This window comes from Polyangium jinanense (assembly GCF_028435265.1).
In the GTDB taxonomy this organism is placed as follows: domain Bacteria; phylum Myxococcota_A; class Polyangia; order Polyangiales; family Polyangiaceae; genus Polyangium; species Polyangium jinanense.
Genome location: NZ_JAGTJK010000027.1, coordinates 65,460 through 90,487 on the forward strand (window position 1 = coordinate 65,460; position 25,028 = coordinate 90,487).

Annotated in this window: 23 protein-coding genes; 14 read left to right on the plus strand and 9 right to left on the minus strand. The window is 69.8% G+C overall.

Annotation, left to right across the window (positions count from 1 at the left end; translation table 11 throughout):
- Nucleotide 1: 1 nt before the first annotated feature.
- The 3 genes from KEG38_RS34945 (at nt 2) to KEG38_RS34955 (ending at nt 5,002) form a co-directional block, all read left to right on the plus strand.
- Entirely contained in the window at nt 2-1,147 is a 1,146-nt protein-coding gene (locus KEG38_RS34945) for a 6-phosphofructokinase (RefSeq protein ID WP_272424622.1), read from the plus strand.
- Complete coding sequence (locus KEG38_RS34950; RefSeq protein ID WP_272424623.1) at nt 1,144-2,070, plus strand: hypothetical protein; 927 nt, start codon at nt 1,144-1,146, stop codon at nt 2,068-2,070. The genes KEG38_RS34945 and KEG38_RS34950 overlap by 4 nt, the downstream gene beginning before the upstream one ends.
- 76 nt (nt 2,071-2,146) lie before the next feature.
- Entirely contained in the window at nt 2,147-5,002 is a 2,856-nt protein-coding gene (locus tag KEG38_RS34955; protein WP_272424624.1) for a response regulator, read from the plus strand.
- A gap of 21 nt (nt 5,003-5,023) precedes the next feature.
- Here the strand turns inward: KEG38_RS34955 and KEG38_RS34960 are convergent, their stop codons facing one another.
- Nucleotides 5,024-5,470, minus strand: coding sequence for a cytidine deaminase (locus tag KEG38_RS34960; RefSeq protein WP_276074004.1), 447 nt, complete (start codon nt 5,468-5,470; stop codon nt 5,024-5,026).
- Nucleotides 5,467-6,330, minus strand: a complete 864-nt coding sequence (locus KEG38_RS34965) for a purine-nucleoside phosphorylase (RefSeq protein WP_272424626.1) — start codon at nt 6,328-6,330, stop codon at nt 5,467-5,469. Before KEG38_RS34965 ends, KEG38_RS34960 begins: the two co-directional genes overlap by 4 nt.
- A 203-nt stretch (nt 6,331-6,533) precedes the next feature.
- Here KEG38_RS34965 and KEG38_RS34970 point away from each other — a divergent pair, with 203 nt between their 5' ends.
- The 3 genes from KEG38_RS34970 to KEG38_RS34980 all read left to right on the plus strand — a co-directional run bounded on the left by KEG38_RS34970 (nt 6,534) and on the right by KEG38_RS34980 (nt 9,171).
- Nucleotides 6,534-6,887 carry a hypothetical protein gene (locus tag KEG38_RS34970; protein ID WP_272424628.1) on the plus strand — a complete coding sequence of 118 codons (354 nt, stop codon included), beginning with the start codon at nt 6,534-6,536 and terminating at the stop codon, nt 6,885-6,887.
- 404 nt (nt 6,888-7,291) lie between these two features.
- Nucleotides 7,292-7,951 (plus strand): RNA polymerase sigma factor, encoded by a 660-nt coding sequence (locus KEG38_RS34975; RefSeq protein WP_272424630.1) that lies wholly within the window; start codon nt 7,292-7,294, stop codon nt 7,949-7,951.
- Nucleotides 7,948-9,171, plus strand: coding sequence for a FecR family protein (locus tag KEG38_RS34980; protein WP_272424631.1), 1,224 nt, complete (start codon nt 7,948-7,950; stop codon nt 9,169-9,171). The genes KEG38_RS34975 and KEG38_RS34980 overlap by 4 nt, the downstream gene beginning before the upstream one ends.
- A 44-nt stretch (nt 9,172-9,215) precedes the next feature.
- On the opposite strand, the gene KEG38_RS34985 is transcribed toward KEG38_RS34980, so the two are convergent.
- On the minus strand, nt 9,216-9,536 hold the full coding sequence (locus KEG38_RS34985; RefSeq protein WP_272424632.1) for a PilZ domain-containing protein: 321 nt from the start codon (nt 9,534-9,536) through the stop codon (nt 9,216-9,218).
- A 60-nt stretch (nt 9,537-9,596) separates the two neighbouring features.
- Between KEG38_RS34985 and KEG38_RS34990 the strand changes: the two genes are divergently transcribed.
- The 4 genes from KEG38_RS34990 to KEG38_RS35005 all read left to right on the plus strand — a co-directional run bounded on the left by KEG38_RS34990 (nt 9,597) and on the right by KEG38_RS35005 (nt 15,127).
- Entirely contained in the window at nt 9,597-10,526 is a 930-nt protein-coding gene (locus KEG38_RS34990; protein ID WP_272424633.1) for a hypothetical protein, read from the plus strand.
- Between the two features lie 186 nt (nt 10,527-10,712).
- Complete coding sequence (locus KEG38_RS34995) at nt 10,713-11,558, plus strand: nucleotidyltransferase family protein (protein WP_272424635.1); 846 nt, start codon at nt 10,713-10,715, stop codon at nt 11,556-11,558.
- A 202-nt stretch (nt 11,559-11,760) separates the two neighbouring features.
- Nucleotides 11,761-14,064 (plus strand): hypothetical protein, encoded by a 2,304-nt coding sequence (locus tag KEG38_RS35000; protein WP_272424637.1) that lies wholly within the window; start codon nt 11,761-11,763, stop codon nt 14,062-14,064.
- Nucleotides 14,065-14,164: 100 nt separating this feature from the next.
- Nucleotides 14,165-15,127 carry an alpha/beta fold hydrolase gene (locus tag KEG38_RS35005; RefSeq protein ID WP_272424639.1) on the plus strand — a complete coding sequence of 321 codons (963 nt, stop codon included), beginning with the start codon at nt 14,165-14,167 and terminating at the stop codon, nt 15,125-15,127.
- Here KEG38_RS35005 and KEG38_RS35010 read toward each other — a convergent pair whose 3' ends face one another.
- The 3 genes from KEG38_RS35010 to KEG38_RS35020 all read right to left on the minus strand — a co-directional run bounded on the left by KEG38_RS35010 (nt 15,128) and on the right by KEG38_RS35020 (nt 17,914).
- Nucleotides 15,128-16,690, minus strand: a complete 1,563-nt coding sequence (locus KEG38_RS35010; protein WP_272424640.1) for a GMC family oxidoreductase N-terminal domain-containing protein — start codon at nt 16,688-16,690, stop codon at nt 15,128-15,130.
- The gene (locus KEG38_RS35015; protein ID WP_272424642.1) at nt 16,687-17,202 is read right to left on the minus strand and encodes a hypothetical protein; all 516 of its coding nucleotides are present in this window, start codon (nt 17,200-17,202) and stop codon (nt 16,687-16,689) included. Before KEG38_RS35015 ends, KEG38_RS35010 begins: the two co-directional genes overlap by 4 nt.
- Before the next feature lie 136 nt (nt 17,203-17,338).
- Entirely contained in the window at nt 17,339-17,914 is a 576-nt protein-coding gene (locus KEG38_RS35020; protein ID WP_272424643.1) for a hypothetical protein, read from the minus strand.
- Between the two features lie 401 nt (nt 17,915-18,315).
- Between KEG38_RS35020 and KEG38_RS35025 the strand changes: the two genes are divergently transcribed.
- From KEG38_RS35025 to KEG38_RS35035, 3 genes are read left to right on the plus strand one after another with little or no spacing between them, the layout of a single operon-like run.
- Nucleotides 18,316-19,002, plus strand: a complete 687-nt coding sequence (locus tag KEG38_RS35025) for a response regulator (protein ID WP_272424645.1) — start codon at nt 18,316-18,318, stop codon at nt 19,000-19,002.
- A complete protein-coding gene (locus tag KEG38_RS35030) occupies nt 18,999-20,285 on the plus strand; it encodes a HAMP domain-containing sensor histidine kinase (protein ID WP_272424647.1) in 1,287 nt (428 codons plus the stop codon). The genes KEG38_RS35025 and KEG38_RS35030 overlap by 4 nt, the downstream gene beginning before the upstream one ends.
- A 23-nt stretch (nt 20,286-20,308) precedes the next feature.
- The gene (locus tag KEG38_RS35035) at nt 20,309-21,439 is read left to right on the plus strand and encodes a dipeptide epimerase (protein ID WP_272424650.1); all 1,131 of its coding nucleotides are present in this window, start codon (nt 20,309-20,311) and stop codon (nt 21,437-21,439) included.
- Here KEG38_RS35035 and KEG38_RS35040 read toward each other — a convergent pair.
- The gene (locus tag KEG38_RS35040; protein WP_272424651.1) at nt 21,429-22,715 is read right to left on the minus strand and encodes a hypothetical protein; all 1,287 of its coding nucleotides are present in this window, start codon (nt 22,713-22,715) and stop codon (nt 21,429-21,431) included. The genes KEG38_RS35035 and KEG38_RS35040 overlap by 11 nt on opposite strands.
- A gap of 146 nt (nt 22,716-22,861) precedes the next feature.
- Here KEG38_RS35040 and KEG38_RS35045 point away from each other — a divergent pair, with 146 nt between their 5' ends.
- Nucleotides 22,862-23,557 (plus strand): hypothetical protein, encoded by a 696-nt coding sequence (locus tag KEG38_RS35045; RefSeq protein ID WP_272424653.1) that lies wholly within the window; start codon nt 22,862-22,864, stop codon nt 23,555-23,557.
- 34 nt (nt 23,558-23,591) lie between these two features.
- Here the strand turns inward: KEG38_RS35045 and KEG38_RS35050 are convergent, their stop codons facing one another.
- Nucleotides 23,592-24,029 (minus strand): nuclear transport factor 2 family protein, encoded by a 438-nt coding sequence (locus tag KEG38_RS35050; RefSeq protein WP_272424654.1) that lies wholly within the window; start codon nt 24,027-24,029, stop codon nt 23,592-23,594.
- Nucleotides 24,026-24,979 (minus strand): aldo/keto reductase, encoded by a 954-nt coding sequence (locus tag KEG38_RS35055; RefSeq protein WP_272424655.1) that lies wholly within the window; start codon nt 24,977-24,979, stop codon nt 24,026-24,028. The genes KEG38_RS35050 and KEG38_RS35055 overlap by 4 nt, the downstream gene beginning before the upstream one ends.
- Between the last annotated feature and the right edge of the window lie 49 nt (nt 24,980-25,028).

Genomic DNA, 25,028 nt, shown 5'->3' on the forward strand with positions numbered 1-25,028 from the left:
GATGCCGCGCACGATACGGAAGATCGCCATCAACACCGGGGGCGGTGACGCGCCCGGGCTGAACGCCGTGCTTCGATCCGTCACGCTCTCCGCCATCGAGCGGGGTATCGAGGTCTGGGGCATCAAACACGGGTATCGCGGTTTGCTCGAGGACGAGCCTGGCGGCCTCGTGCGGCTCGATCGTGATGCCGTGCGCGGCATCATGCACCTCGGCGGCACGATCCTCGGCACGGCGAACCGCGGCGATCCGTTCCACTACCCGACACACGAGGGCGACAAGATCGTCCCCAAGGATCGCGCTGACGAGCTCGTCGAGCGGTTCCATCGCGAGGGCTTCGACGCGCTCGTCGCGGTGGGCGGCGACGGCTCGATGCGCATCGCGAACGCGCTGCTCGAACGCGGCCTGCCGCTCGTCGTGGGCGTGCCGAAGACGATCGACAACGACGTGTACGGCACGGAGCTCACGTTCGGCTTCGACACGGCGGTCTCGATCGCGACGGAGGCGATCGATCGGCTGCACTCGACGACGGAGGCGCACGAGCGCGTCATGGTCGTGGAGGTGATGGGGCGGAACACGGGCTGGATCGCGCTGCGGTCCGGGATCGCAGGCGGCGCGGACGCGATCCTGATTCCCGAGGTGCCGTTCTCGTACGAGCCCATCGTGGAGAAGGTGCTGCAGCGTGAGGCGCGCGGGCGGCGCTTCTCGATCATCGTGGCGGCCGAGGGCGCGTGCCCGAAGGGCGGCGACGTGACCGTGCGCGAAACGGGCGACGCGTTCCGCCGCGTGGCCGTGCTCGGTGGCGTGGCCGAGCGCGTGGCGAAGGAGATCGGCGCGCGCACGGGCAAGGAGACACGCTCGATGGTGCTCGGCCACCTGCAGCGCGGCGGCGGCCCCACGACGTTCGATCGTCTGCTCGCGTTGCGCTTCGGCGCGGGAGCCGTGCGTTTCCTCATGCAGGGCTGCGAGAGCGGCATGGTCGCGTTGCGTTGCCATCGCGTGGAGCTCATCCCGCTCTCTGAGACCGCGGGACGCACGAAGACGGTGGACCTCGACGGCGACACGGTGACGACCGCGCGCGAGATGGGCATCTGCTTCGGCGACGAGCCTCCGGGCCATTTTGCGAAGGAAGGGACCGCCGCGTCGTGAAGGCCACGTGGGGGCTCGCGCTTGGCGTCGCACTCACGCTCGGCGTGCCGGCGGCGCTCGCGAAGGAGCCGAGCAAGGCCGAGGTGCAGCTCGCCAAGGACATGGTGCGGGACGCTGTCGTCGAGGTGAAGGCCGGGCGCTGCTCCGACGCGATCCCGATGCTCGAGCAGGCGATCGCGATCCACGAGACGGCCGAGGCGTTTCTGGCGCTCGGGGAGTGTCAGGCCACGACGGGCAAGCTGCGCGCGGCCGTGGCCACGTGGAAGCACGGGGAAGAGATCGCGGCGGCGCAGAAGGACAAGGCCCGTCGCGAGGCGATCGAGAAAAAACGCAAAGAGATCGAGCCGCGTATCCCCACGATCCGGCTGAAGCTCCCCGCGGACGTCTCCGGCATCGTCGTGACGATCGACGGCGAGGCGCTCCCGGCGTCGAGCCTCGGCGCGCCCGTGCCGGTGGATCCCGGCACGCATCAGATCGAGGCGAAGGCGCCGGGCGGCGAGGCGTTTTCGACCAAGGTCGAGGCCGAGGACGAAGCGAAGCTCACGGTCGAGATCAAGCTGCCGGGGAGCACGAACGCGGGGCCCACGGAGCCAAAGGCGAGCAGCGCCGTGCCGCTCGGCACGTGGATCGCGGGGGGCGCAGCCGTCGCGCTCCTTGGCGGCGGCGTGGCGTCGTACCTCCTGGCCGGCGCGCATGCCGAGGCGGGCGAGATCGAGTGTCGCAAGCGGGTGCAGTGTGGCGCGGATCGCATCGACAGCGTGCGGACGTTCGATGGCCTCGCGCTCGGGGCCTTTATCGGCGCCGGCCTCGCGGCGGGCGCGGCGGTCGGGATCTGGGCGCTCGCGCCGAAAAAAGCGAAGGACGAGGCGTCGGCGCGCGTCTTCGTGGGCCCGGCCTCTGTCTCGATCGTGGGTCGGTTCTGAGCTGAGTTTGACAGTCCTCGAACGAGATCGATATCTTGGCGAGGAAGGCTCCGAGCCTGTCGAAACGGCCCGAAAAATGACAAAAGTCCTCGTTTTCGAGAGCGATCACGCGTTCGCCGGAGAGCTCCGTACCGAGCTCGGGCGTCTCGGCTGCACCGTGCAGGTCGTCGACGACGGCAACGCCGGGTTGCAGCTCGCCGCGAACGACAGACCGGACCTGATCCTCCTCTCCATCGAGCTGCCGCGCATGAACGGCTTCTCGGTGTGCAACAAGCTGAAGAAGGATCCGCAGCTCAAGGACGTGCCGCTCCTCATCATGTCGAGCGAGTCGACCGACGAGACCTTCGAGCAACACCGCAAGCTGCGCACGCGGGCCGAGGACTACGTGCACAAGCCGATCGCGTTCGGCGAGCTGCTCGACCACATCCGCGCGCTCGTGCCGATCGAGGCGACGATCGAGCCGGATGCGGATGCGATCGTCATCGACGATGCCGAGGTGATCGAGGCCGACGAGGTCGAGGAGGTCGAGGAGGAGACCGCGCCGCCGAACGAGGCCGCGGGCGAACGCGAGATCGACGACTTCCTCGGCGGCGCCTTCGATCGGCTGATGGCCGACGACGACGAAGAGAAGACGCGCGCGCAAGTGTTGCCGGTGGTGCCGCCCGCGCCGCGCGCGCCAGCCGTGGCGCCACCGCCTCCTGCGCCGCCGCCCGTGCCCGCCGCTGCCGTCGCGCCGCCACCTCCTGCACCGCCGCCTGTGCTTGCGGTCGCGCCGCCGCCTCCTGCACCGCCGCCCGCGCCTGCGCCTGTCGCGGCCGCGCCGCCGCCTCCGCCGCCTGCATCCGCGGCCGCTGCGCCGCCTCCGCCGCCTGCGCCCGCGGCCGCTGCGCCGCCTCCCGCCGCGCCGCCGCGTCCCGGTGGATCCACGACCGCGATGCCTCCGCGTCCGACTGCAGCAGCGCCCGCGCCTGCCACGACGCGCTCCGTGCCTCCGCCCGCGGCGCCTTTCCGCGGGAGCGAGCGCCCGCCGGCCCCGCAAGCGGCCGACACGGCGGAGCTCGATCGACTCCGCGCAGAGCTCGCGCAGAGCAAGGAAGAGCTCACGCGCAGCAAGGAAGAGATCGCGCGGAGCCGCGACGAACTCACGCAAGCGAAGGACGAGCTCACGCGTGCCAAGGGCGAGTTCGCGCGCCTCGAAGGCGACGTCCCGCGCGCCCAGCAAGAGATCGAGGCGCTCCGGGGCGAGCTCGCGCGGACGCGAGACGAGAGCACGCGCCTCGATCAGGAACTGCAAACCTCACGCGCCAGCGTGTCGAAGCTCGAAGCCGACCTCGTCAAGGCGAGCGAAGGATCGGCCGACGTGGCGCGGCTCAAGCGCGAGGCCGAGGAGCTCAAGGCGAAGCTCTCCGCGGCCATCGCGGCGACGGCCGCCGTGCAAGGCGGAGGCGGTTTGACGGGGACGGCGGCACTCACCGCCACCTCGCGCCTCGGCGGCGTGTCGAGCCGCGAGTTCCTCGATCTGCGCGAGGCCCTGAACAAGAAGGACAAGGAGATCCTCGCCCTGCGCGAGCAGGTCTCGCAGCGAGACAAGGAGCTCATCGAGCTCAGGGATCAGGCACTCGTGCTGGAGCGCGAGAAGGCCGATCAGCTCGATCGGATGATCGAGTTCGAGGGATCGCGCGAGCAGGTCGACGCCGAGCTGAGCAAGCTGCGCGACGATCGCGAGGCCCTCGAGAAGCGCGTGCAGAACTTCCAGCTCTTGCTCGAGCGTGTCGAGGAGAAGCTCGCGACGCGGGACGCGGAGCTCGCGGCGGCGCGGCTCGATCGCGAGGCCGCGATCGCGATGCGGGAGGAGCAGCTCCGGACGTCGAGCGAGACGCTCTCACAAGCCGTCGCCGACGCGGAGGCGCGGACGCGCGCGAGCGAGGCCGAGCGGCTCGGGAAGGAGCACGCGGCGGAGATCACGCGGCTCGGCGAGGAGCACGCGGCCGCGATCAAGAAGCTCGGCGAGGAGCACGCGGCGGCGATCGCGAAGCTGCGCGACGAGCACGCGGCCGAGATCGGCGAGCTCAGCGCGGAGCAGGGCGCGGAGCTCGGCAAGGCGCGCGAGGAGCACGCGGCGGAGATCACAAAGCTCCGCGAGGAGCATGCGACGGCCATCGAGGCGCTGCGATCGGCGGGCGCGAACGAGGCGGAGCGCACGCGGCAAGAGGAGATCACGAAGCTCCGCGAGGAGCACGCGGCCACGCTCGCGCGGATCGAAGCCGAGCACGCGAAGGCCCTCGAAGCGGCGAGCGCCGAGAAGGCGCAGGCGATCGAGGCAGCAACGCGCGCGGCCGACGAGCGGATCGCGGCGCGCGTGCAAGAGCTCGAGGATGAGCACGCGCACGCCGTGGGCGCGCTCGAAGCGCGTCACGTCGCGGCGATCGCGAGCGCAGAAGAGGCCACGCGGAAGGCCGTCGCGGAGCAGGAGGAGCGATCGCGCGCGAACGATGCGGCGCGAGCCGCGGAGGTCGAGGAAGAGCGCGAGGTTCGCAAGCGTGCGCTCGCCGAGCAGGAGACGACCTTGCGCGCCGCCGCGGCCGAGCTCGAAGCGCGCATCGCCGCGCTCGGGACTGAGCTCGAAGAGGCCCGCGGGGCGATCGAGTCCGCGCGCCGGGACGAGGGCACGCTGCGCGCGGATCTCGCGGCTCGCGTGGCCGACGTTGCGCGGCTCGAAGAGGAGCTGCGCAAGCGCGAGGAGGAGCGCGACGCGCTCGCCGCGGAGAAGGCGACGCTCGTGGCCGACGCCGTCAACGCTGCGGCGCGCCTCACGCGCGTCCGCTCGAGGTGGGACGAGGACAAGCTCGCGCTCGAACGCGCGCGCGAGTCGCTCCTGCAGGCCGTGCAGCGAATCCAGGAAGTCGAGTCGCGGCCGATCGACGCAGAGTGAGCCGAGCGGCCGCGCGGCCGCTCAGCCCGATTTCGCGCGGAACGCCTCCGGCAGGAGCGCTGCGAGCGACGTCCTCCGCGAGAGCCCTTCCTGCCCGGTGACCGACATCTGGATCCGCAGATCGTCCGCGAACTCGGCGAGCGTCTGCCGGCACATCCCGCACGGTGCGCCGATCGGCGGGCTCTCCACGCCCGGACCGAGCTTCAACGTCCCCGGCGTCACGACCACGAGCGCGATCGGATCACGTTCACCCGCGGCCACCATCTGCACGATCGCCGATCGCTCCGCGCAGATCGACAGCCCGTACGACGCGTTCTCCACGTTGCAACCGGTGAAGATCCGACCCGACGCGGTGAGCAGCGCGGCGCCGACCTGGTACGTCGAGTACGGCGCGTGCGCGCGCGCCTGCACGTCGAGCGCCGCGCGTTCGAGCACGGTCCAATCGATGTTCGTCTGCAAATCGGTCAAGCTGCTCCTCCTCGCCAGCTCCCGCCGCCGGTGATCGCGGCGCCGACCTTCTTCACCCAGGCCGAGAGCAGCGTCGTGAACCGCTCGCGCGACTTGCGCGCCGTCTCCTCGACCTCGGCATGATCGAGCGGCGTCGGGCTCAGGCCCGCGGCGAGGTTCGTGATGCACGACATCGCGCCGCACCGCACGCCCATGTGCCGCAGCGCGATCACCTCGTGCACCGTGCTCATCCCGACCGCGTCCGCGCCGAGCGTCCGCAGCATCGCGATCTCCGCCGGCGTCTCGTACGACGGACCGAGCAGACCCGCGTACACGCCCTCGTGGATCGACACGCCCGTATCCGCCGCCGCCTCGCGCGCGAGTGCCGCGATGCGCCGATCGTAGGCGTGCGTCATGTCCGGGAAGCGCGGCCCCATGCCGGCTTCGTTCGGCCCGACGAGCGGGTTTTGCCCCGTCAGGTTCAGGTGATCGCGGATGAGCATCAGGTCCCCGGGCTGGAACGTGGGCCTCGTACCTCCGGCGGCGTTCGTCAAGAGCGTGGCACGACACCCGAGCCGTGCGAGCAGCCGTGCGCCGAACACGGCGCGCTCGGGCGCGTGGCCCTCGTAGAGGTGCACGCGGCCTTGCAGGCAAGCGACCGGCACGCCGTTCGCGAGGCCCATCCAGAGCTTGCCCGCGTGCCCGACGACGTTGGACACGGGCATGAACGGGATTTCGCTGTAGGGGAGCACCACGTGCTCCTCGAGGCTCTCGGCCCACGCGCCGAGCCCCGAACCGAGCACCACACCGACCACGGGGGTGATCGGGCTCTTCGATCGGATGACGGAGACGGCCTCGTCGAGGTGGGAGATCAGGCTCATTTGTCGGAGGTTAGTACAGGCTGACGGGGCGGGTAAACGTTTGCCCGCGCTCGCTCCGCCGTCCGTCCTTTCCTTCGTCGGTTCGAGAAGGGTGCAGGGTTCGGGCGTCCGTGATAGGGTGCGCGCCCTCCTGCGTGTTGAGGGGTGTTCGCGCCCAACCTCGCGCGTAGCCCGCTCCTCCAGAAGCTTCCAAGGTGAATCCGATGAGCACGTTCGAAGAGTTCCTCAAGGCCAAGGCGATCGACCCGCGCAGGATCATCGCGGCGTCCCAGAAGATCGAGAAGCTGCGCCCCGAGGATCGGGCGATTCGTCTGACCAAGCGCCTCGCCCGCAAGAGCGAGGACGGCGCGAAGAAGAAGGAGGGGCTCAAGAAGCCCCGCAGCGGCCGTCCCGTGACGGACCGCGCGATCGCGTCGGCGCTCGCGGGCAAGTCCGTCAGCGGCCCGTCCAAGACGCGCATCCTCCGCGCGGTCAACCACATCCTCGAGCAGAAGAAGCAGGAGAAGGTCGACCTCAAGGCGCTCTTCCCCGGCGAGAAGAAGGCCGCGGCGGCCTGAGGGATGAGGCGGGGGCGAGGCTTCGCGAGACGCGAGCTTCGCCCCCGAATCTTTTTCGAAGGGTACGTCGCGGGCGGCGCTTGGGCCGCCCGTCACAGATCGCTGAGACGTCGGCGGGCGGGCTTGCGCGACGAGATGTCGAGCAAGTCGGCGGCGACGAGGGCGACGGTCAATCCCACGGCGATGTAGAGCATGCGCCGACGTTGGGGCCGGCCGCGGGAAATGGACAAATTTCGTGCAAAAGGGCGGCCTCGTGAATGCGGCCCCGCCGCCGCGCAACGGAGCCGTTCGTGTACCCCGTGGCGCTGCCGCGCGCGATCTCCTCGCTGGTCTCGGCGCCCGCTGTCGCTCCATCCCCGTCGTTTTTCGCATGGCCGAGCGCGAGCCTGGCCACTCGGGCCTTCGTGGACAGCGGCGACGTAGACGAGCTCGTCCGGCGCGCCCGGAGCGGCGACAGGGGCGCCTTCTCGGCCCTCTACCGGATGCACCGGGAGGCCGTGGCGCGGCTCGTCTTCCGCATGCTCGGCCGCGCGAGCGACATCGAGGACGTGGTGCAGGAGGTCTTCCTCCAGGTGCACCGGAGCCTCGGTGACTTCCGCGGGCAGTCGAAGTTCTCCACCTGGATTCATCGCATCACGGTGAACGTGGTGCTCATGATCCGCCGGGCCGAGCGCAGCCGGCCGGTGTTCGCCGACGAGCCACTCGCGACCGAGCACGAGAGGGATGCGGGCCTCTTGCCGGACGAGGAAGCGACGCTCCGGCGCCGGCTCGCCGCGTTCAAGCGGCTGCTCGATCGGATCTCCGAGAAGAAACGTACGGTGTACGTGCTGCACGACATCGAGGGCTTGGCGCCGGCCGAGATCGCGACGATCGTGGATGCTCCCGTGCTCACGGTGCGAACGAGGTTGTTTTACGCGCGGCGCGAGCTCGCCGAGCTCATGCGGGAGGAGCCTGCGCTCGCGCAGCTCGTGGATGAGATCGGGGGGCTCGGGGCGCAGCTCGGCGCGTCCGAGCGGAGCCCTCGAACGTCGAATGCTCTACCGGCGGAGGGGAAAGCCACGTGAGCGACAACGACCCCGGCACGCGCGCCCTCGAGGTGATGCGCGACGCGCTCGCCGACGAGAAGCTGCCCGAGCTGCCCTGGGATGCGATCGAGCAGAAGCTCGAGGCGCGCATCGCAGAGGACGAACAAGCGCGCGCGTCCCGAGCGCTCCCTCGCATCGGTCGCGGCGCGCGTGTGGGCCTCGCGCTTTGCGCGGCCGCTGCGGCGGTGATCGCAGTCGCGAGCTTCGGCGCGCGATCGAAGAACGACGCCCCCGCGGGCTTTGCCGTCCGATGGCGCGCGCCCGAGACGATCGCGTTCCTCGCGGGCAGCGAGTCCGAGCGAGATCTCTCGCTCCTTCGTCCCGGTGACGGCGTCGAGGCCGGCGAGGCGCCGCTCACGCTCGTGCAACGTGGCATCGTCCGCGTCACGCTCGCGCCCGGCGCGCGCGCGACCGTCGTCGCCGCGGCCTCCGAGGCCGGGGATGCGCTCGTTCTCGGCCTCGAACGAGGCTCGTTGCGCGCAGACGTCACGCCACGAAAAACCGCGGAGGGCCTCGTCGAGACCTTCGCCGTCGACGTCGGCCGCACGCGTGTCGCCGCGCATGGCACCGCGTTCACCGTCGTCCGCGGCAACGACGATGTCTTCGTCGATCTCGAGCATGGCGCGGTCGCCGTCGGCCCCGCGGGTCGCCCCGGCGTCACCACCGGCCGTCTCCTCGTCGGCCGCGCACGCGCCTCCTTCTCGCTCGACGGCGGCGAGACCGCCCGCATGCTCGCCGTAGACGACGCGCCCCCCGCGCCGCCTGCGCCGGTGGAGACCACGCCTCCGCCGAAGCCCGCGATCGCGCCGCCGCCTCCGAGCGTCGCCGAGCGCCCGCACCTGCACGCCCCCGATCGTCCGGACGCACCCCCCGTGCCGCCTGCACCTGCGCCCACGCCCTCCGTCGAGCCCGAGGCGCCGCCTGCGCCCAAGCCGGCGCCCGTGCTCACGCGCGCCTCCGTGCAGGCGGGCCTTTCGGGCTGCTTCGAAACGCACTACCGCGGCGGCGACCCTTCCGTTCGTCTCTCGGTCGCGGCCACGGTCACCGTCTCGCTCGACCCGGAAGGCGCCGTCTCGTCCGTGCGCTTCGACCCGCCGCTCGAACCGCAGTTCATGCAGTGCGTCTTCAATTCGCTGCGCCCAGGCAAGTTCCTCGGGACGACCGGCCCCCTCGCTGTGCCTTTCCAGCTCGGTCAGTAGGGGTTTGCCCGGGCAGAACCCTGCCCCGACAAACCCCGCCCGCCTCAGCGGATCGAAGGCGGCGCGCCCGTGAGGAGCTGCATCAGCGCGTGCGTCTCGCGCGCGCCCATCAGCCCGAACTGCACGCCCATCCCGTCGGGCTCGGTCCAGCGCACCGTCGACTTCACCATGACCTCTTGCTTCACGCCGGGAAGCTGCATGTAGAGGTTCACGTTCGCGTTGAAGGGCGCGGGTTTGTCGGTGACGATGAACATGCCGCCGATGCTCAGGTCGCGTGAGAAAGCATCGATGCGCGGGCCATCCCCCACCTGGAACGCGACGGACAGTCGAACGACCCTTCGCGCGTGTTTTCGCTTCTCGGCCAACACTTTCTCTCCTCGTGTCCCGACGGCGTCCTACAATAAACGGTCGGAGGTCGGAGCGCGGTGGCAAAAAACGAGGCGCGCGTCGCCAAGGGGTTCGGCCGGCACTTCGAGGGCTGGCAGCCGGGCGTCGTCGCGGTCTTCCTCGCCGGCAGCGCCGCCCTCCTCGCCGTCCCGCAGTCGGTCCCGCCCGAAGGCCTGCCCGTCCCCCTCGTCGAGCCCGGAAAGCTCGCCGAGACCGCGGCGAACGACGACGCCCGCGTCCGCGCCGTGGAGACAAAACCCCTCGACGCCGACGTCCGCGCGCTCGGATCGCTCCTCCGCGCCTTCGGACGCGCCGACGCCCGTGGCGACGACGCCATGCTCGCCGAGCTCCGCCGCCAGATCGGCCCCGCGGCCGCCCGCGCCCTCGCCCAGGGGGAAGACGCCGTCCTCGCGCTCCGCGCCTACCAGCTCCGCTCCTTCCTCCGCGAGGTGCGCCGCTTCGTTTTGACCGGCGAAACCTCGGACGAGCTCGTCGAGCTCGGCGGCCCCTTCGCCGACGTCCTCACCCGCAACGGCTGGTGCGAGGGCGCCCCGCCGTGCGTCATGCACATGGACGAACGCGCGCTCCGCGCCTCCTTCAAGCGCCGGTGGAACGAGATCAGCGGCCTCTCGGGCAGCGCGCTCGCCCTCGGCGTCGACGAACAGCGCGCGCTCTTCGGCTTCCTCCTCGTGCACCCGCCCCGCCCGAATCCGGGCCGCGACGAAGGGCGCGGCGCGCAGGACCAGGCGGCCTTCCTGCTCCGCAAGATCGACGAGCTTTCGGCCCTCGATCCCTCGTATCCGCGCGAGCTCGCGCGCGGCGTCGTGCGGTATCGCAAGGGCGAGTTCGGCCGCGCGGCCGAGCATTTCGCGACGCACCTCGAGATCTCGCCCGACGGACCGTACTCGCTGCGCGCGCAAAACCACCTCCGCGCCGCGCTCGAACGCTCGCTTGCGGACGCTCCGTAGCGCCCCGATTTCTGTCCCCGCGCCCCTTGCGGTTCGAACTGCCCGGCAACACGTCCCGCCGTGATGTTCCGCCGCACGGTTGATGCAATCTCGTCCTCCGGGACGCCACGCTCGCTCGACACGACGCGGCTCCCGCTCCCCCAACCCATGGCCGCTTGCGACCCTCCACCTCCACCAAGCGTGCCCGTGGAGCCCACGATCGCCTTGCCTCGCGACGCGGACCCGAACGCGATCCTCGCGATCGACATGACCCCCGAGGCCCGCGACTTCTTCGCGTCGGCGCTTCGCGCGCTCGCCGCGTCCGACGTTCCTTTCCTCGTCGGCGGCGCCTACGCGCTCGCGCACCACGCCGGCATGCGAAGGCGCACCCGCGACCTCGACGTCTTCGTCCGCCGCCGCGACGTCGGCGCGGCGCTCCTCGTCCTCGAAAACGCCGGCTACCCGACCTGCATCGCGTTCCCGCACTGGCTCGCTAAGGCGTACTCCGGCAGCGAACACGTCGACGTCATCTGGAGCTCGGGCAACGGCCTCGCCGAGGTCGACGATCTCTGGTTCGAGCACGCGGGCCGCGGCGAGGTCTTCGGCGTCGAGGTCGGCCTCTGCCCTGCGGAAGAGACCATCTTTGCGAAGTCCTTCATCCAGGAGCGCGAACGATACGACGGTGCCGACGTGGCGCACGTGCTGCGCGCACGCTGCGAGGATCTCGACTGGCCTCGGATCGTCGCGCGCTTCGGCGATCACTGGCGGGTGCTCTTGAGCCAGCTCATCCTCTTCGGCTTCATCTATCCGACGGAGCAGCGACGCATCCCGCCGTGGGTCATGCGTGATCTCCTCGCGCGCCTCGAAGCCGAGCATGCGTCGCCTCCCGAAGTGGGTCGCGTCTGCCGGGGCACGCTCCTCTCGCGCGCGCAGTACCTCGCCGACGTGAGCGAGGGCTGGGACGACGCGCGCCTCTGGCCCGAGGGCAGCATGACGTCCGAGGAGATCGCGCGCTGGACCGCCGCGATCGACCAGCCGCCCCCGCACCCTTGAGCCTCGCGAACGCGAGAGCACGACTTCGGTTGGCCCTGATCCGAGCGATCTGCCAACTCTGTTGCTAAATTTTTCGTGTAACTGAAAAATAACACCAAAAGTCGACAAAATAGGACGGCATCCCTTTTGCGAAGAGGGGGAGGCGCTGCTGCTGAGGCAGCCAACCCGCCAGGCACCTCGCAAATCAGGAAAGGGAGCCCCCATGAACCGCCGTCCTCTTCGTCCAGGTCTTCCGGGCGTCTTCGCTGCCACCTCCGCGATCGTCCTCCCCGGCCTCGTCGCCATCGGTTGCCTCGACCGACCCATCGACGTCGTCGACCCGCGCATCACGTCGACCATCGTCGAGGTCGTCCCGCACAGCGGCGTCGACAAGATCGACCTCGTCCTCGGCATCGATAACTCGGCCTCCATGGCCGACAAGCAGCAGATGCTCGCCCAGGCCATCCCCGATCTCGTCGAGAGCCTCGTGAACCCGCCGTGCATCAACGAAGCGGGCGCGCCCCTTCCGAGCGCCGAGCAGCCGAAGGGCCCCAGCGAGGACTGCCCCACGGGTTCGCGCCGCGAGTTCGAGCCCGTGCTCGACATCCACATCGGCATCGTCTCGTCGAGCCTCGGCGGCCACGGCGGCGGGCATTGCCCCGACCTCCAGACCGACCCGAGCTGCAGCGACGAGAAGGTCTCGAAGAACGACCGTGGTCACCTCCTCTCGCGCGCCGATCCCTGCGTCGCCAGCGAGGTCGTGCCGACGTACGCCAACAAGGGCTTCCTCGCGTGGGATCCGAAGGAGCAACTGAGCCCGCCTGGCGAGACGAACCTCGGTACGCTCGACGGCTCCGAGCCCGGCCTCGTGCCCGCGCTCGCCGACATGGTCCGCGGCACCGGCCAGGTCGGCTGCGGCTACGAGTCGCAGCTCGAGAGCATCTACCGCTTCCTCGTCGACCCCGAGCCCTACGGCACCATCGACGCCTCGTCGGGGAACGTGAAGGTCAGCGACACGGACGACGTCCTGCTCAAGCAGCGCAAGGACTTCCTCCGCCCCGACTCGCTCGTGGCGATCCTGATGCTGAGCGACGAGAACGACTGCTCGATCAAAGAGTCGGGCTTCAACTTCCGCGCCTCGCACACCGCAGCACTGCCGCGCCCGCGCGCCGAGTGCGCGATCGATCCGAACGACAAATGCTGCACCTCCTGCGGCATGACCCCGCCCGCAGGGTGCCCCGAGGATCCGGGATGCTTTGACGCCCAAGGAAACGTCATGGTGCTGACCCAATCCGAAGATCCCGTCGACCTGCGTTGCTTCGACCAGAAGCGCCGCTTCGGCGTGAACTTCCTCTACCCGACGGATCGCTACGTGAAGGCGTTCTCGAGCCCCGAGATCACGACGCGCAGCGGTGAGCTCGTGGAGAACCCGCTCTTCCCGAAGGCGAATCCCGCCGGGGGCGTGCCCGTCGTGCGCACGCCGGACCTCGTCTTCCTCGCCGGCATCGTCGGCGTGCCGTGGCAGGACATCGCCCGCGATCCGGCGGACCTGACGAAGGGCATCAAGAATGCGCGCGAGATGGGCGAGGACGGGACCTGGGACGTGATCGTCGGCGACCCCGCGAAGGGCATCCTGCCGACGGATCCGCTCATGCACGAGTCGCCCGATCCGCGCGCCGGAAAGCACCCGATCACCGGCGAGCAGACCGACATGGACCCGAGCTCGCCGCTCGGCAACTCGATCAACGGGCACGAGTACGACACGCTCGGCGAAGACCTCCAGTACGCGTGCATCTTCGAGCTGCCCGAGGCGACCGATTGTCCGAACGATCCGAAGTGCGCCGAGTGCCGCGACGGCACTGCGGCCAACCCGCTCTGCGATCCGGCCACGCCCACGATGCGCGTGCGCGCCAAGGCCTACCCCGGCCTGCGCCAGCTCGACGTGCTCCGCGGCCTCGGCGATCAGGGCATCGTCGGCTCGGTTTGTCCGAAGCAGGTCAACGATCGCACCAAGGACGACTACGGCTACCGCCCCGCCATCGGCGCGCTCGTCGATCGGCTGAAGGCCAAGATCGGCGGCCCGTGCCTGCCGCGCACGCTCGACCGCGACAAAGAGGGCGCGGTGAACTGCCTCCTCATCGAGGCGCGCCCGACCGGCGGAGCTTGCTCGTGCGATTCCGAGCATGCCCGGCTCCCCGTCGATGACACGCACGCCGCCGCGATCGACGAGGCCAAGGCGCGTTCGCCCGAGGCGGGCTGGGACTGCTTCTGCCAGATCCCGCAGCTCAAAGACGAGGAGCTCACCATTTGCCAGAACGACGTCTCGGACGACCCGGTCACGCCCGCCGGCGAACCCGTCAGTGGCTTCTGCTACGTCGACGCCTCGACCGACCCGGCCATCGGAAACCCGGCGCTGGTCGCCCGCTGCGCCGACTCCGAGCGCCGCATGATCCGCCTCGTGGGTGAGGGCGAGCCCTCCAAGGGGGCCACCCTCTTCGTCACCTGCTCGGGTGACTCCAGCCCCTGAGCGGACCCGGACGCACCATCTTGTCACTGCCCAGCGTTGACGCGCGCTCGGTCCCGGGGGAGACGGGAGGAGAGCAGCGCGAGACCGGAGTCTTCACCGCATGGGCACGATCATCCGCCACACCTTCCTGGACTCGAACGGCATCCGCATGCACGTGACCGATGCGGGCCGCGGCTATCCGATCCTCCTCTGCCACGGCTTTCCCGAGCTCTGGTACTCCTGGCGCCGCCAGATCCACGCCCTCGCCGAGGTGGGCTTCCGCGTCCTCTGCCCGGATCTTCGTGGGTACGGGGGGACGGACGCGCCCGAGGAGATCGAGAGCTACGTGATGCGCGAGCTCGTCGAAGACATCCACGGTCTCTTCGACGCGCTCGGCATCGACAAAGCGGGCGTGGTCGGACACGACTGGGGCGGCTCGCTCGCGTGGCAATTCGCGCTGCGCCATCCCGAGCGCACCGAGCGCGTGGCGAGCCTCAACACGCCGTACATCCCGCCGGGCCCCGTGGCCCCGAGCGTCATGTACCGCGACGCCTTCGGCCTCACGGACAGGACGTTCTACATGCGTCACTTCCAGGAGCCGGGCATCGCGGAGCGCGAGCTCGAGGCCGACGTGCGCGACACGTTCCAGAAGATCATGCGCCCGTCGAAGTACTCCGACTCCCTCGGCACGTTCATGACCGTCGGCGATGGCAGCTCGCTGCTCGGGAAGATCGGCCCCGGCGAGACGTTCCTCTCGAAGATCGACCTCGACACGTACGTGCGCATCTACAAGCGCACGGGCTTCCGGGGCGGCCTCAACTGGTACCGCGCGATGGATCTTTCGTGGGAGGAGGATCGCTCGCTCCCGTCCCACGAGATCGATCTCCCCGCGCTGCTCGTGGTCACGGACAAGGACCCCGTCCTGCGGCCGGAGATGGCCGAGCTCTCGAGGCCGTACGTGAAAAACCTGCGCATCGAGCGCGTCGCGGATTGCGGCCACTGGACGCAGCAGGAGAAGCCCGCCGAGGTCTCGGACATCCTCATCGACTTCTTCGGCGACCTCCGCGATCCCTCGATGGAGTGATCAGGAAGGGCGCGCGATCCGCCGGAACCTCTCGGCGATGCGCCAGGCGATGCGCGTCGCCATGGCCATGATCGGCACCTGCGAGTTCACACCGATGCTCGTCGGCAAGATCGAGCCGTCGGCCACGAAGAGCCCCGGCAGCTCGTACGTCTGGCCGTCCGGATCGACGACCCCGCGCCGGGGATCGTTCGCGGCGCGCGCGCTCCCGAGCGGGTGGAACGCCATGCATTCGAGGCGTCGCGCGTCGTAGTTCAACCGTTCGAGCGCGAGCGCGTCGTCCATCGTGCGTACTGGATCCGCGCCCGTCACCGATGTGTAGACCTCACGCGCGCCGGCCGCGAGCGCCATCTCCGACACGATCGTGATCCCCCGCCGCAGCCGCGCGAGGTCCCGCGGCGCCATCTCGTACGTCAGGATGGGCTCGCGCCCTGGCCCCGACCGCACCGTGCCGCCGCCCTCGTCGTGCACCATCGCGCCGAACACCGCGATCCTCTGGACCTCGCGCGCCATGCGCCGGAGCCGCGGGCCCACGCCCGGCATGCTCGCCGCGAGCACGTTCACGCTGCTGTACACGCCGACGAGCTTGATCCCCTCGGACGCGAAATCGTCCGAGTACACGCTCTGCATCGCGCCGTCCCAGCCGCCGATTTCCTCGTCGAACATCGCCACGCAGCGCACGCCCGGATGCAACGTCACCCGCCGTCCGAGCTTCTCGCTTGCCCGCCCCACGCCGCTCGCCCCGAGCAAGAGCGGCGTATGCAGCGTCCCGCAGGCGGCCACGACGACCGGCGCGCGCACGACGAACCGGAACGACGGCCGCCCGCCCTCGCCGCCGAGCAGCCACCCTTCGACGCCCGCGGCGCGCCCGTCCTCGACGCGCACCCGCGTCACGAGCGCGTCCGATACGATGCGCGCTCCGTGCGCGAGCGCGCTCGGCAGATACGACACGTCCACCGAGCGTTTCGCGCCTGCCGGACATGTAAAGTTGCACCGCGCGTTGCCCTCGCATGCCTCGGCGTTGCGGCGCATGGGCTTCATGGTGATCCCGAGCTTCTCCGCGCCCTCGACGAACTTCATCGTGGAGCGCGAGCGCAACGCAGCCGGCACCTCGCGCACGGAGAGCCTGCGCTCGACGTCCTCGTACGCCGGCTCGAGCGCGCGCTCGGAGAGCGCGTCGAGCCCGAGATCGGTGACCCAGTGATGGTGCACGTCGCTCGGGATCCGGAAGCAAACGCCGCCCGTCAGCAGCGACGAGCCGCCCACGGCCCGCCCCATCGTGATCGCGATGATCGGCGTCTGCCCGATCCCGAACGCCGTCGCCATTCCCGACTCACGAAACAGCCGGCGCAGCGCCTCGCTCGGCCGGAACCGCTGGTACTCCTCGGGCCGGTAATACGGCCCCTCTTCGAGCACGATCACCTGCAGGCCTGCCTCGGCAAGCAGCGTCGCGACCACCGAGCCGCCCGCCCCGGACCCGACCACGACCACGTCGCACGACGCTTCGAACGGCCCCGACAAATCCCGCCCGTGGACGACGGACTCGCCCGATGGAACGTCGCTCATGGCGCCCGCTCCGGCGCGACCGGGAGCCGCCTTCGTGCCGTCGTGCTCGGCCGATCGAAACCTGTCGACACGAGCTCCTCGCCCTCCTCGAACACGGCCACGCTCGTTGGCACCTTGAAGGCCACGAGCAGCAGCGCGAAGAACCCGAACCGGCTCTGCTCGAGCGCCTCCAGGTAGCTGACCCGCCGCGCGATGGGCAGGCGGCTCATGCGGGAGAATGCGCCGATCACGAAGAGAGGCATGAGCTCGAGCAGCCACGTGAGGACCGCGAAGCCGCGGCGCAGATCGCTGCTCGCGCGGCCCACGGAGTGGTCGAGCCACGCCGTGGCGCGCTCGCAAATGGCCGGGTTCGCCGGCACGATTGCGCCCTTTTCGTCCTCGTCTGCGTACATGGCCTCCGCGTAGGCGAAGACCACCCGACGCGCCCGGGCCGAGAGGCCCCGCACGGGCCAATCGAGCCGATCGAGCGCGACTTCGGTCCCCGACGGCTGACCCGAAGCGACGTCCGACATCGGGCGAAGCCTAGCACTTGTTTGGAAGGATACATGCTCCAGGTCCGACGAAATTGCGTTGTGGGGTGGACAAACGCAAAACGCCCCGGGGTTTCCCGGGGCGTTCGGCGGGGTGTACTCGCCGAGTGTCAGACCATCAGTAGGGGAGGACGCACTGCGTGCTGCAGCCGCTGCCACCGCCCCAGATCTGGGAAGCACCCGTCGGCGCGATGATGCCGCCGCAGGTGGTGACCGGGACGGCGTGCGGCGGGCAGGGGGGCTCGTCGTCCGGAACGCAGACGCACTCCGGCGGGGCGATGATCGACTGAACGCCGCCCGGCGCCATCACGCTGCACTCCTCATGCTCGCCAGGCGGGCAGGGGGGCTCGTCGTCCGGAACGCAGACGCACTCCGGCGGGGCGATGATCGACTGAACGCCGCCCGGCGCCATCACGCTGCACTCCTCGTGCTCGCCAGGCGGGCACGAGCTCGGCGGCTCCTCGACGGGCGGCTCCTCGACGGGCGGCTCCTCCGGCGGAGGCTCGCACTCGCAAGGCGGCGCCACGATGTTCGACGAGCTGGCGACGACCGTCGGGCACTCGCAAGGCGGCTCGGCAAGCGACTGCTTGCTCTGCCCGATCAGCTCCTCTTTCTCGCTGACGCTACACCCAGCGGCGAACGCGAAGAGAGAAGCCATCGCAAAGAGCCCGGTGATCGAACGAAGCGTATTCATGAGACGACTCCTACGCGCATTCTCTCGCGCGTCATGAGACCAGAAACGTCGGATACACGTTCCCCGAGCAACAGCGCGGCGAGCTGTGAATCCGAATACCTGCGGAGCCCAATTCGGAGTTCCGCGATGACTCTTCTACTTACCAGCCGACCTCCCGGAAGAGCAAGGACTTTCGTTTTCCAGCGCCCTCTTCCATGACCAGGGAGCAGGAATGTGGCGCCGGCCCGTTCCGTACGTTTTTTCCTTCCGGAAAGCGTTTTCGTGCGGGCATCATGGTGGGTTTCGTTCTCGCCGCGCGACCCCTTTTGCATTTCTTCACGGAAGGCCGCGCAGGCGCTTCACGAGGCGCGCGCAAGCTCGGGTGACGGCCGCTTCCGTGGCCCTGGTACTCTGCCAACGCCATGGCGCTCCGCGTGCTCCTCATCGACGACGACGTCCGACTCTTCGACCTCCTGTCGAGTTACCTCGAGCAGAACGGGTTTCACGTGACCGGAGCCCCGGACGGACCCCGCGGGCTCGCCGCGCTGGAGACCGGCATCTTCGACGTCGTGCTGCTCGACGTGATGATGCCCGGGATGGATGGGATCGAGGTCTGCCGCCGGATCCGACAGAAAAATACGATCCCGGTCCTCATGCTCACGGCGCGCGGCGACGAGACGGATCGTGTCGTCGGCCTGGAGATCGGCGCCGACGACTACATCGCCAAGCCCTTCAGCCCGCGCGAGCTGCTCGCACGGATCAAGGCCGTCCTGCGCAGGGCCCGGCCCGAGGTCGCCGGAGAGCGGATCGTCGCGGGCGACATCGTGATCGACGTCCCCGGCCGCGTGGTCACGCGCGCGGGAGAGCTCGTGGAGCTCACGGGCCTGGAGTTCGATCTGCTCTGCGCGCTCGCGAGGCGCCCGGGACGCGTGGTCGCTCGGGACGCGATGCTCTCGGAGGCAGGGCGTGGGGACGTGATCGTTGGAGAACGAACGGTCGACGTGCACATCTCGCACCTGCGGCAGAAGCTCGGCGACGACCCGCGCTCGCCGCGGCTCATCAAGACGGTGCGCGGCGTGGGGTACGTTCTCGCGAAAGAAAAGTCGTGAATCGACTGTCGTGTTACGTGCGCGACCGGCTGCAGCGCCGCCTCTTCCTGTGGTTCGGCGTGGCCATCCTCCTCTCGGGCGTGGCGTTCTCGATCGTGATGCTGCTCGTCTCGGCCCCGGGCGGCCCAGCCTGGGCGCGCGAGATGGGCCGCGCGCGCGCCTTCCTCGGCGCGCGCTTCGGCGAGGTGTGGCACGACGATCGCGCACGCGAGTCACTCGCCCGCGCGATCGCGGACGACCTCGACGTGAGCGTGACGTTGCGAGACCCGAACGGCGCCGCGTTCCAGGCGTTCGGCCACGGCTGCGGGCGGAGGGCGTGGACGCTCGACGCGCCTGCGGTGCGCGAGGGACACAGGCTCGGGGTCGTCTCGATCTGCGCCGAGCGTACGCGCACGGGAGGCCTTTTGCGCTGGTTCGCGCCGCTCGTGGCGGCGGGCATGATCCTGTGGGCGCTCTCGGGGACGGTGGCGCGCAGGCTCTCGCGCCCGCTCGAGGAGCTCGCGCGCGTCGCGGGCGAGATCGGCCGCGGCAACTACGGCGCACGGGCGCGGATGGGGCGGCACGTCCACGGCGAGGCGGTCGTGCTCTCGATGGCGATGAACGAGATGGCCGCGCGGATCGAGCGGCAGATGAGTGATCAGCGGGAGCTGCTCGCGGCGGTCTCGCACGAGCTGCGCACGCCGCTCGCGCGCATCCGCCTGCTCACGGAGCTCACGCGGGACGGGGTGAACGCGCAGAAGAACCTCGACGAGCTCGATCGCGAGGTCTTCGAGATCGACGCGCTCGTCGGGGATCTGCTCGCGCAGAGCCGGCTCGATTTCACGGCGCTCGCGAAGGAGCAGCTCGATCCGGTGGAGACGGGCCTGCGCGCGCTCGATCGCGCGGGCGTCGGCGCGGAGGCGCTCGTCGTCGAGGGCAAACCGGAACCCGTCCTCGCCGAACCCACGCTCTTCGCGCGCGCGCTCGCGAACCTGCTCGACAATGCGAAGAAGCACGGCGGCGGCGTGGTCGCGCTGCGGATCACGGCCCTTGCCGATGCGGTCGTCTTCGAGGTCGAGGACGCGGGCCGCGGCCTCGAGCCGGGCGAAGAGAGGCGGATCTTCGAGCCGTTTTACCGGCGTCCGGACGAGAAGGCGCGGGAGCAGGGCTCGCTCGGGCTCGGGCTCTCCTTGGTCTCGCGGATCGCCGAGGCGCACGGTGGCCGCGCGCGGGCGGCGAACCGGGAGGAAGGCGGCGCGCGGATCGGGCTCGAGTTGCCCGTCGCCTCGCGCCAAACGGCGTGACGGGTGTGCTAAGCGTGGCGCCGATGTTTTACGTCGAGGCCATCTCGGTTCGCCCTTTGTCGGTCCCGCTCCACGATCCGTTCGTCATCGCGACGGGCCGCGTGACCGTGACGCGCTCGGCGGAGGTGCGGGTCACGCTCGCGGCAGGCGGCGCGCGGGCCGAGGGGCTTGGCGAGGGCGCGGCGCTCTGGCCGGTGACGGTCGAGGATCAGCCGGACGTGCTCGCGGCGCTCGGGGCGGCCGCAGAGCGTTTGTCCGGGCAGACGATTGTGCTCCCGCCGGTGGACGAGGCGCACGGGGTGCTGCTCGCGGGGCTCGTGGAGCTCGGGGCGGCGCTCGACGGCGTGCTTTCCAGCAAGCCGGTGGCGCGGGCGGCGCTGGAGACGGCGATCCTCGACGCGTGGGCGCGGCTTCTCGGGATGCCGCTCCGGCGCCTGCTCGGCGGAGCGCGGGGCGAGGCGACGCGCACGCTCACGACGGACATCACGATCCCGATCGCGGAGCCCGCGCGCATGGCCGAGCTCGCGCAGGGCTGGGCCGCGCAAGGTTTTCGCCATTTCAAGGTGAAGGTCGGCAAGGACATGGATCAGGACCTCGCGGCGCTGTTCGCGATCCGGAACGCCGTGCCCGACGCGCGGTTTCGGATCGACGCGAACGCGGGGTTTTCCGCGACGCAGGCCATTGCGATGGGGCGCGCCGTCGAGGCGAAAGGGCTCGTCGTGGAATGCTGGGAGCAGCCTTGCGCCGCGGACGACCTCGAAGGCATGGCCGAGGTCGCCGCCGCACTCGCGCCGCCGGTGATCGCGGACGAGTCGGTGAAGACGCTCGCCGACCTCGGGCGGGTGCGGGCGGCGCGGGCCGCGGACGGGGTGAATTTGAAGCTCGTGAAATCGGGTGGGCCGCTCGGGGCGCTCGCGATCGGGCGGGCGGCGAAAGAGGCGGGGATGCCGATCATGATCGGCGGCATGGTGGAGACGCGGCTCGGCATGACGGCCGGCGCGCACGTTGCGGCGGCGCTCGGGGGCGTCGATTTCGTCGATCTGGATACGGCGTGGCTGCTCGCCGGGGATCCCTACCGGGGCGGATACGAAGCGGACGGCCCGCGCTACGATCTGCCGGCGGCGCCGGGGCTCGGCGTGACGGCTATCGCGTGATCAGGACGGGCAAACCGTCCCCGTCGTCGAGCACGCGGCCGAGGACCACGTCCCGATAGCCTTCGCCTGCTGTCCGTTCTTGCCCGGCCATCCCCCAGGCCTCGATGTCGTCGCCTTCTCGAAGGCAGGTTTCGCCGAGTTCCACGAATCGTGGCTCGGCCTGGATTCCGCGCGCGGTGAGAAATGCCGCGACGCGCGCGGCGGCCTCGGTATCGAGGGACCCGGCCTTCTCCTCGGGCTTCCCGAGCGCAATGGCAAAACGTTCGCCGCGGATCTCCACGGATTCGGCGCCGTTTACGACGGTCATGGGAACGGCGTCGCCGTCGTCGAGGGCGATATCGTCGATGTGGCCCACGAGCCGGAATGCGAGGCAGGGTTTGCCCGAGAGCGGGGCGACGAGCGCTGGCTTCTGGCCTTGCGACACACGACCACGCGCCGAGGCGCGCCCGGCGCGGAGGGGCTCGACCGAGGGTTCGTCCTCGAGACGCGCGCTTTTTCGTTCATCGATCCGCCGGAGGGCCGCGACGAGCCGCTTGGTGGTGCGGTTCGCGGCATAAAGCGGGAAGATCGAGGTGATCGTCGCCACGACGGCGATCGGGATCATCATGATGAGCAGGGGGCCGACGGAGTTCGCGAATGCCTTCAAGCTCGTGAGCTCGATTGCGGGTTCTTTCGCGAAAACCTCGGCGAGCACCATCGCGGCCAGGAGCACGAGCAGCGGGATGCGCTGGCTCGGCTTCTGTTTTCCGTCATGCCACGCGTCGAGCTTCTTGGAGAGGTCGTCGAGGCGCTCGGTGGCCCGACGCAGGAGGCTCGGGCGAAGGGGCGCGGGCAGGGGCAGCGGCAAAAGGCGGGGCGGGGGCGCGGGGATTCCGCGAATGTGTCGGTAGACGGCGAACGTGAGGGTGACGAGCCCTGCCCACAGGCCCCACGGCAAGGCGAGGACCAGGCACCAGATGCCGAAGAAGCAGAGGCCCGCGAGCATCATCAGCCCGACCCCGAGGGCGTTTTTCTGAAAGGACGGCGCGCCGATCACCTCTTCCCACAAGAAAAGCGCGTCGACGACCACCGCGGCGACGAGGCCGAGGGCCGCGGGCACGTAGAGCGCGAGCGTGCGCGGGACGTCGAGCCACGTGTCCTTTCCGACGCGACCACGCAAGCTCCGGAGCGCGTCCGCGACGGGCATGGTCGCGGCGCGGCAACGGGGGCAAACCGAATCCGTCGCCGGGAGGCGGAGCTCGCAGGAGGCGCAGGCCTTTTCGAGATCGTTTCGCACGCGATGCGTCAGTCTACCGCCCTGAACAGGTGAAGCGCGAGAGCGTATTGACGCGTGCCGTCTGGGCAAATTTCCGCCCTCCGCGCCGTCTTGTGAGAGCGCGCGTCCCGTGTACGCTCCTCTTGATCTCGTTCCTGGAGGCATGGATGTCCGAAGGCCCGCTCGTCTCGCCGCAGCTCGTCATCCACAGTCGCATGCTCTACACGAGCTTCATCCCCGCCGATCCGAAGGCTTGTGCGCGCCTCTTGCCGGCCACGCTCCGCCCGGCGAAGAACAATGCCATCTACATGAACCAATACGTGGTCGATACGCCCGAGCAAACGACGGGGTTCGGCGCGTATTCGCTCACGTACCTCGGCCTCGATCTCGACGGCCACGTCGCGCCCGACGGCGTGACCCCCGGCCGGTTCTTCACGCATTACCTGAACTCGTCCGAGCGCGTCCGCGCCTACGCCCGCGAGCGCGGCGTCCCGGCCTCGTCCGGCGAGACCACGCTCGAGATCGAGAACGACATCCTCACGGCCACGACAACCGTCGACGGCGTCCCCGTGATCCGCTCCCGCGCCCGCGTGGGCAAGGAGATCGGCGTGGTCGCCCGTGGCCATCTCTTTTATTTGACGCGGCTCGGTCACCGCATCCTGGGCGGCCGATATCCGTACATCGGCGATCTCGTGACCCCGTTCGAGGTGCTCTCGATCGAGATGCTCGCCCCCGATCACCCCGTGTATGCGCTGCGCCCCGCCTCGCCGCTCCAGGTCGTGCCGGGCGCCTGTTTTTATTCGCCCAGCGATTCGTTCGTCTACCCCGGCGGCGAAGTCGACCTCGGCCCCGCCGGCCATTGACCGGCGAGGCCCGAGGCTCGAACGACGTGGTGAATCAGTCCTCGTTGTGCACGAACGCGGAGCTGATCTCGTTGCCGCAGAGGAAGGCCTGGACGGTCACCACGTCGTAGGCGTTTTCCCAGTGCTCCGTGATCCGACCGTCGCGGAAGCGCCACACGCCGCAGAACGGCACCGCGAGTTTCGCCCCGTCGCGATGGGCCCTGAGGATGCCGAAGACGGCCCCGAAATGGTCGTTCGCGGTGATGTGCTCCACGTCCATCACCAGGGTGTTGCCGGTCAGAGCAATGAGCTCGCGCTCGTGGGCGACCGCGGCTTCCCTGCCGACGACGCGGCCGGCCATGGCATCACGAAAGAACGCCCGATCGGCCTTGTGCAGGATCATATCGTCGGTGACGAACTCCCCGATGCGCGCCAGATTGGCGTACAGGGTGCGCAGCATCCGGACGTTCGGGTGAATGGCGGTGGTATTCATGCGACCTCCTTCGTGGCGGAAGACGTGGGGGGCGACGGACGCCACGTCGGCACGCTCGCGGCGAGGTACGCGAGCTCGGCCATTTCCTTCTCGTCCAGCGTGAGCTCAGCGGCGCGGAGGTTTTCCTCCAGGTGGGTGATGGAGGACGTGCCGGGGATCGCGAGAATGGCCGGCGACTTGTGCAAGAGCCAGGCGAGGGCGAGCTGGGCGGGCGTGGCGCCGCGCTTCTTGGCAAACCCGGCGAGGATGCTGTTCGGCCCGGCGAGGGCGCCGTGGCCCATGGGGAACCACGGAATGAAGGCGATGCCGCGCTCCTCGCAATAACGCAGAACCGGCTCGCCGGCGCGGTCCGCGACGTTGTAAAGGTTCTCCACGGCGACGATCTCGGTAATCGCGCGCGCCTGTTCGAGCTGCTCGATGGTGACCTCGGGCTGGCCGGAGAGCGCGATATGGCGGATCTTGCCCTGCTCGCGGAGCCGGACGAGCTCGCCGAGCTGATCGGAAAGCGGGACGGCCGGATCGATGCGGTGGAGTTGATAGAGCTCGATGCGCTCGAGCCCGAGGTTGCGCAGGCTCAGCTCCACCTGCTGGCGGAGGTATGCGGGGCGTCCGCAGGGGACGATGTACGGTTTGTCCCTATTCGTCCAGTCCTCCGGTCCGGAACGCAAAAGCCCGCCTTTGGTGGTGATCACGAGCCCCGCGGGGTAGGGATGGAGCGCGCGGCGGATGATCTGCTCGTTGGCTGCCGGACCGTAGGAATCGGCGGTGTCGATGAAATTGACGCCCAGGTCGACGGCGCGGCGGAGCAGGCGGATGGCCGCGTCCGGGTCGCTCGGCGGGCCCCACATGCCGGGCCCCGTCAAATACATGGCGCCATAACCGAGTCGCCGCACGCGAAGGTCGCCGCCGAGGTTGAACGTCGACGACGGAGCTTTCAGCGATTTATTCATTATAGTCCCCCTCCTGTCCTTCTCGATCACGACAGCGGCAGCATGCGCG

Coding starts and splice junctions, on each gene's coding strand:
- KEG38_RS35050 (WP_272424654.1), bottom strand. CDS start 24,029: ATGAATACCACCGCCATTCACCCGAACGTCCGGATGCTGCGCACCCTG.
- KEG38_RS34945 (WP_272424622.1), top strand. CDS start 2: ATGCCGCGCACGATACGGAAGATCGCCATCAACACCGGGGGCGGTGAC.
- KEG38_RS34965 (WP_272424626.1), bottom strand. CDS start 6,330: ATGAGCCTGATCTCCCACCTCGACGAGGCCGTCTCCGTCATCCGATCG.
- KEG38_RS35005 (WP_272424639.1), top strand. CDS start 14,165: ATGGGCACGATCATCCGCCACACCTTCCTGGACTCGAACGGCATCCGC.
- KEG38_RS35035 (WP_272424650.1), top strand. CDS start 20,309: ATGTTTTACGTCGAGGCCATCTCGGTTCGCCCTTTGTCGGTCCCGCTC.
- KEG38_RS35025 (WP_272424645.1), top strand. CDS start 18,316: ATGGCGCTCCGCGTGCTCCTCATCGACGACGACGTCCGACTCTTCGAC.
- KEG38_RS35010 (WP_272424640.1), bottom strand. CDS start 16,690: ATGAGCGACGTTCCATCGGGCGAGTCCGTCGTCCACGGGCGGGATTTG.
- KEG38_RS35055 (WP_272424655.1), bottom strand. CDS start 24,979: ATGAATAAATCGCTGAAAGCTCCGTCGTCGACGTTCAACCTCGGCGGC.
- KEG38_RS35015 (WP_272424642.1), bottom strand. CDS start 17,202: ATGTCGGACGTCGCTTCGGGTCAGCCGTCGGGGACCGAAGTCGCGCTC.
- KEG38_RS35000 (WP_272424637.1), top strand. CDS start 11,761: ATGAACCGCCGTCCTCTTCGTCCAGGTCTTCCGGGCGTCTTCGCTGCC.
- KEG38_RS35045 (WP_272424653.1), top strand. CDS start 22,862: ATGTCCGAAGGCCCGCTCGTCTCGCCGCAGCTCGTCATCCACAGTCGC.
- KEG38_RS34970 (WP_272424628.1), top strand. CDS start 6,534: ATGAGCACGTTCGAAGAGTTCCTCAAGGCCAAGGCGATCGACCCGCGC.
- KEG38_RS34955 (WP_272424624.1), top strand. CDS start 2,147: ATGACAAAAGTCCTCGTTTTCGAGAGCGATCACGCGTTCGCCGGAGAG.
- KEG38_RS35020 (WP_272424643.1), bottom strand. CDS start 17,914: ATGAATACGCTTCGTTCGATCACCGGGCTCTTTGCGATGGCTTCTCTC.